General features: G+C 50.3%; 1 protein-coding gene. It reads left to right on the top strand.

Annotated features, from left to right (window positions below):
* Position 1 precedes the first annotated feature (1 nt).
* Entirely contained in the window at positions 2–388 is a 387-nt protein-coding gene (locus tag Xhom_RS25420) for a lysozyme (protein WP_099140151.1), read from the top strand.
* The last annotated feature ends 55 nt before the right edge of the window (positions 389–443 follow it).

Here is a 443-nt window from a genome sequence, read left to right as displayed (position 1 = left end):
CCTGAAACTGAAAGCCTATCCCGATCCTGCGACGGGAGGCATTCCGTGGACGATTGGCTACGGGCATACAAAAGGTGTTAAGAAAGGCGATGTGATTACTGAGCAGCAGGCCGAAGCCTTTTTACATGATGACCTTGAACCTATTTACATCACGCTGGAAACCGCGGTTAAGGTGCCATTAACCCAAGGTCAGTTTGATGCCCTGTGCTCGTTTATTTTCAATTGCGGTGCGGGCAACTTTGTTCGCTCTACCTTGTTTAAGAAACTCAATGCCGGTGACTACAAAGGTGCGGCGGATGAGTTTCCCCGATGGGATAAAGCGGCAGGTAAGGTGATGAACGGGTTGACTAAGCGCAGGGCATCTGAGCAACAGATGTTTTTGTCATGAAACTCAGCGCAACCCACTACACGATCATGGCTCTGATAGGGATGACAGCGGTGGC

Source organism: Xenorhabdus hominickii, assembly GCF_002632725.1.
Classification (GTDB): Bacteria; Pseudomonadota; Gammaproteobacteria; order Enterobacterales; family Enterobacteriaceae; genus Xenorhabdus; species Xenorhabdus hominickii.
The sequence above is the reverse complement of the archived record's forward strand: the minus strand, read 5'-3'. Positions and strand labels throughout refer to the sequence as shown.